The sequence below is a fragment of the Streptomyces triticirhizae genome, from assembly GCF_003696235.1.
Lineage (GTDB): Bacteria > Actinomycetota > Actinomycetes > Streptomycetales > Streptomycetaceae > Streptomyces > Streptomyces triticirhizae.
The window spans coordinates 1-5362 of record NZ_RFFJ01000288.1; the positions used below are offsets into that span (position 1 = coordinate 1).

At 73.9% G+C, this 5362-nt stretch carries 6 protein-coding genes; 3 read left to right on the top strand and 3 right to left on the bottom strand.

Features of this window, described 5'->3' with window-relative positions:
- Positions 1-50: 50 nt before the first annotated feature.
- Both EBN88_RS28230 and EBN88_RS28235 read right to left on the bottom strand, forming a co-directional pair.
- Complete coding sequence (locus tag EBN88_RS28230) at positions 51-539, bottom strand: hypothetical protein (protein ID WP_407703477.1); 489 nt, start codon at positions 537-539, stop codon at positions 51-53.
- Positions 532-909 (bottom strand): hypothetical protein, encoded by a 378-nt coding sequence (locus tag EBN88_RS28235; RefSeq protein ID WP_122399864.1) that lies wholly within the window; start codon positions 907-909, stop codon positions 532-534. The genes EBN88_RS28230 and EBN88_RS28235 overlap by 8 nt, the downstream gene beginning before the upstream one ends.
- 449 nt (positions 910-1358) lie before the next feature.
- Between EBN88_RS28235 and EBN88_RS28240 the strand changes: the two genes are divergently transcribed.
- From EBN88_RS28240 to EBN88_RS28250, 3 genes are all read left to right on the top strand, one after another.
- A complete protein-coding gene (locus tag EBN88_RS28240) occupies positions 1359-2456 on the top strand; it encodes a methionine ABC transporter ATP-binding protein (RefSeq protein WP_122399865.1) in 1098 nt (365 codons plus the stop codon).
- Entirely contained in the window at positions 2453-3121 is a 669-nt protein-coding gene (locus tag EBN88_RS28245) for a methionine ABC transporter permease (protein ID WP_122399866.1), read from the top strand. The genes EBN88_RS28240 and EBN88_RS28245 overlap by 4 nt, the downstream gene beginning before the upstream one ends.
- Before the next feature lie 91 nt (positions 3122-3212).
- A complete protein-coding gene (locus tag EBN88_RS28250) occupies positions 3213-4082 on the top strand; it encodes a MetQ/NlpA family ABC transporter substrate-binding protein (protein WP_122399867.1) in 870 nt (289 codons plus the stop codon).
- A gap of 90 nt (positions 4083-4172) precedes the next feature.
- Here EBN88_RS28250 and EBN88_RS30940 read toward each other — a convergent pair.
- Positions 4173-5362, bottom strand: a 1190-nt coding sequence (locus tag EBN88_RS30940) for a hypothetical protein (RefSeq protein ID WP_158621570.1), incomplete at its 5' end; no start/stop codon positions are given.

Consider the following 5362-nt stretch of genomic DNA (forward strand, 5'->3'; position numbering starts at 1 on the left):
GGCCACGCGTTGACCGCCGTCCGGCCGGACCCGCGCGCGGCGCGGCCGACTCAGCCCTCCGCCCCCGACGGCGCCGCAGGCGCCCCCGGCGCCGGCGGCGCTCCCGAGGCGCCGCGCCAGCGGAACCAGCGGAGGCCCGTCAGCGGGAGAATCAGCGGGAAGAAGACATAGCCGATGCCGTAGTCCGACCAGACCGTCGCGTCGGGAAAGGCGCCCGGGTCCACCAGGGACCACGTGCCCACCGTCAGCACCCCCACCAACTCGGCCGCGCAGCACACCAGTCCGACCCGGCGCGCGCGTTCCCCGCCCCGCGCCAGGCAGAACGTGATCACCGCGTACACCACGGCCGCCACCGCCGACAGCAGATACGCGACCGGCGCCTCGTCGAAGCGGGTGGAGAGCTGGTACGCGGAGCGCGAGGCCGCGCCCACCGCGAAGACCCCGTAGAGCAGCACCAGCAGCCGCCCCGGACCGTAGTTCAGGTCCAGCCGGGCGCCATCCCGCCGTTCCGTCCGCTCCGTCCGTTCCGTCTCAGACACCGCCGGCCCCCGCCCACACGTCGGCCAGCCGTACCTGGAGCACCGCCAGCACCACCGCGCCGGCGGCGACCGTCGCCGAACCCCAGCGGTTCCGTTCGGTCAGCGACACCACGGCGGTGATCGGCAGGCACAGCGGAACCGCGACCAGATAGCAGACGAAGACCAGCGTGCTGCCGTCCCCGGCCGGCCGGTCCCCGCCGGCGAGGGCGACCGTCGAGACCACCGCCTGCGCCAGGGTGAGCAGTTCGACCACGGCCGCACCCGCGTAGTGCCAGTCCTTCACCGGCTGGTCCCGGAAGGAGGCGTACCCGCACCAGACGGCCAGGAGCAGGGCGGTCACCACGACCGTGACCGTCAACGGGGTGAACATGGCGACGACTCTACGCCGGCCGCACCCGCCCCCGACCGCCGGCCCCGGCCGTGAGACGGCCCCGACCACCCCGCCCGGGCCGGCCCACACCGGCCGGGCGCACGTGGCGTTGGCCACAGCACCCCCGACCGTGGCGATCCCGCTCTGACCGGTCTGTTTTACTGGACGGCATGACACCGACGAGCGGCCATCACGCGGCGACCGAGGCGCAGACGTTGCCCGGTGCTCACTGTCCGTGTCGAATGTGTGACCGCTGAGGGCCCCCGCCGAGCGCCTCGCGCCCCGAAGCGAACCGCGCCGCCGCGCCGCTCCGCCGCGCGCCGGTGACCGCCGGCCCCGACCGGCCACCCCGCCCCGCGCTCCCGCACACCAACCCTGACCCTGCCCCGCACCGGGCGCACGGCGTCGCCGTGCGCCGTCCGTGTGCCGTCCGACAGCGATGGAAGCCAGTGATCACCACCACGGATCTCACCAAGGTCTACCGCTCGCGCGGCCGCGAGGTCACCGCGCTCGACGGCGTCAGCCTCCATGTCGAGCCCGGCGAGATGTACGGCGTCATCGGCCGCAGCGGGGCGGGCAAGTCCACCCTGATCCGCTGCGTCAACCTGCTGGAACGCCCCGACTCCGGGACGGTGACCGTTGACGGCCAGGACCTGACCGCCCTCCCCGGACCCCGCCACCGCGCGGGCCGTTCGCTGCGGCAGGCCCGCACCGGCATCGGCATGATCTTCCAGCACTTCAACCTGCTCTCCTCGCGCACCGTGCGCGGCAACGTCGAACTGCCGCTGGAGATCCTCGGCCTCACCCGCCGTGAGCGGGCCCGCAAGGCCCTCGAACTGCTCGACCTGGTGGGCCTCGCCGACCAGGCCAGGGCCTACCCGGCGCAGCTGTCCGGCGGCCAGAAGCAGCGCGTCGGGATCGCCAGGGCGCTGGCCGGCGACCCGAAGGTGCTGCTCTCCGACGAGGCCACCTCGGCCCTGGACCCCGAGACCACCCGCTCGGTGCTCCAGCTGCTGCGCGACCTCAACCGCCAACTCGGCCTGACCGTCCTGCTGATCACCCACGAGATGGACGTGGTCAAGGCGGTCTGCGACTCGGCCGCGCTGATGGAGAAGGGCAGGATCGTCGAGGCCGGCGTGGTCTCCGAGCTGCTGGCGACGCCGGGCTCGCGGCTGGCGCACGAGCTGTTCCCCGTCGCCGGGGCCGTCCCGGGCGGCGACCGCACGGTCGTGGACATCACCTTCCACGGCGACAGCGCCGGCCAGCCGGTGATCTCCCATCTGGCCAGGACCCACGAGGTCGACGTGTCGATCCTGGGCGCGGCGATGGAGACCGTCGGCGGCCGCCAGGTCGGCCGGATGCGCATCGAGCTGCCCGGCCACCCGGACACCAACGCCGCCGCCCTCGCCTACCTGCGGGAACGGGGCCTCACCGTGGAACTGCCGGCCCAGACCGCGCCCGCCACCGGGCCCGCACCCCTCGACAGGAGCCCCGCGCCCACCGAGCAGGGCCCCACCGACGAACTCGCCCCGGAGGGCACCCGATGACCTGGTCCCAGATGGAGCCGCTGCTCACCCAGGGCACGATCGACACCCTCTACATGGTCGGCTGGGCCACCTTCTACGCGGTCCTCGGCGGCCTGCCGCTGGGCGTGCTGCTGGTCCTCACCGACAAGGGAGGCCCGCTGCGCAACGTGGTGGCCAACCGCGCGATCGGCGTGATCGTCAACGTCGGCCGCTCGCTGCCGTTCATCATCCTGCTGGTGGCGCTGATCCCGTTCACCCGCTTCGTCGTCGGAACGGCGATGGGCCCCACGGCCGCCGTGGTGCCGCTGGCCATCGCCGCGATCCCGTTCTTCGCGCGGCTGGTGGAGACCGCGATCCGCGAGGTGGACCACGGGCTGGTCGAGGCCGCCCACGCGATGGGCGGCGGCACGTGGACCGTGGTCGGCAAGGTGCTGCTGCCGCAGGCCCTGCCGTCCCTGATCGCCGGGCTGACCACCACCGTGATCGCGCTGATCGGCTACTCGGCCATGGCCGGCGCCGTCGGCGGCGGCGGGCTCGGCACCCTCGCCTACACCTACGGCTACCAGCGCTTCGAGGACGAGTTCATGCTCGTCACGGTCGCGGTCCTGCTGGTCATCGTCACCGCGGTCCAGCTGATCGGCGACGGCGTCGTCCGCCTCGTCACCCGCCGCACCCGCACCGGCTGAGCCCCGCCGTTCACCGGTCGGGCGCGGCCCCCAAGACCCCGGGTCACCCCCGGCACCCGTAACAACCCGCAGCAAGCGAAAGGCACTCTTCGTGCGTACCAACCTCAGGCACGGCGCCGTTCTCGCCGCCACCACCGCTCTCGCCCTGGCCCTCGCGGCCTGCGGCACCGACTCCGACCCGGACACCGGCGGTGGCTCGGGCGACGGCGCGGCGGCCGACCCCACCGAACCGTTGAGCGTGGCGGCCACCCCCGTTCCCCAGGCGGAGATCCTCCAGTTCGTCAAGGACAACCTCGCCGAGGAGGCCGGGCTCGACCTCGACATCCGCGAGGTCACCGACTACGTGATCCCCAACACCCTGGTCAACGACGGCGACGTGGACGCCAACTTCTTCCAGCACGCGCCCTACCTGGACGACTTCAACGCCCAGCAGGGCACCGACATCGTGCCGGTGATCAACGTCCACCTGGAGCCGCTCGGCCTCTACTCCAACGACCTCACCAGCGCCGACGAGCTGGGCGACGGCGCCACCATCGCCATCCCCAACGACGCCACCAACGAGGGCCGCGCGCTGCAACTCCTCGCCGCCAACGGCCTGATCGAGCTGGCCGACGGCGTGGGCACCAACGCCACCCCGGCCGATGTCACCGAGGACAACGGCATCACCTTCCAGGAGCTGGAGGCCGCCTCGCTGCCCCGCTCCCTGGAGGACTTCGACGCCGCCGTGATCAACGGGAACTTCGCGCTGGAGGCCGACCTGGTCCCGGCCGAGGACGCGCTGGTCCTGGAGGAGGCCGAGGGCAACCCGTACGCCAACTTCCTGGCCGTCAAGGCCGGCAACGAGGACGACCCCCGGGTCCAGACCCTCGCCGAGCTGCTCAACTCCGACGAGGTGCGGCAGTACATCGAGGACACCTACCAGGGCTCGGTGGTCCCGGCGTTCGGCGCCCCCACCTCCTGACCCCGGCCGGCCCGACCCGGGCCGGCACCGCGCACCGAACGGGCCGGCGTCCCCACCGCAGCACGGCGGGGGGCGCCGGCCCGGCCCACGTCAGCGCACCCCGGCGACGACGCCCGGCTCCGCCTCGTCGAGGAACGTCCGCCGCGACTGCGCCCGCCGCAGGCCGAACCACTCCTCGCCCTCGGTGGCCAGCGCCGCCAGCACCCGGAACCCGGCCGAGACGCCGGAGGCGTCCAGCGCCACGTCCCGCAGCTGCCCGAGGTTGGCCCCCGCCGACGCGAGCTGGTGGTGGGTCTCGATCCGCACCTCCAGGTCCTCCCGGTTGTTCAACACCAGGCGCAGCACCTCACCGGCCGGCGGCTGCTCCTGCGGCACCGTCTGCCACCCCGTCGCCCCGGCCTGGGCCCCGGCGGTCTGGAGCACCACCGAGCTGATCGAGTCGAAGCGGAAGACGAAGTCCCTGCGCCCGTCGTGCCGGGACGTCGCCGTGTCGATCTCCCAGGCGCACACCCACACCCCGGCCGTGGTGAGCACGAACAGCTTCAGCCCGTAACGCGAGTAGCGCGGCGGCCCGTTGGGCACCTTGGCCCGCACGCAGTCCGGCGCGCCCTCCAGCACGAAGAACGTGAACTGGATGCCCCGGTGCGCCATGCGGTGCTCGCGCAGCACGTCCCGCAGCAGCGCCCGCTGGTCCAGGTCCAGCCAGCGGCCCATCTCCTCGTCCACGGGCCGGTGCGCCAGCAGGAACGCCCGCCACTCCGCGTGTTCCCGCTGCTCCTCGCCGAAGGACGCGAACTCCTCGGCCAACAGGGCCAGTTCGACCAGCCGACTGGCCACCCCGATGCCCACCAGGACGCCGGCGGCGCAGAGCAGGAGCGCCGCCATCGCCATCCCCGGGGCGCTCCCCAGCAGGACCAGCGTCGGGATCGCCGACCCCAGCGCGACGAGCAGCACGCCGATCCTGGCCCACCGCCACTGCTCGAACGCCGAGCGCGGCGCCGACGGCAGCTTCCCCTCCGCCCAGGCGGAGGCCGCCCGCCTGGCCCGCACCTGGAGCCACCAGTCGAGCCCCTCCGGCTGCCCGGACTGCCAGTAGCGGGTGGCCAGTTCGTCGACCAGCTCCGCCTGGACATGGGCGGTGGAGAACTGCCAGGCGGCGGGCCCGGGACCGCCGGCCGGCCTGGCCTCGGCGAACCGCGCGGCGGCCAGCGCCGCCAGCCGGGCGCGGAAGGCGTGGAACGCGAGCGCCTCGGCCGGCTGCGCCGCCGGCCCCCGGACCG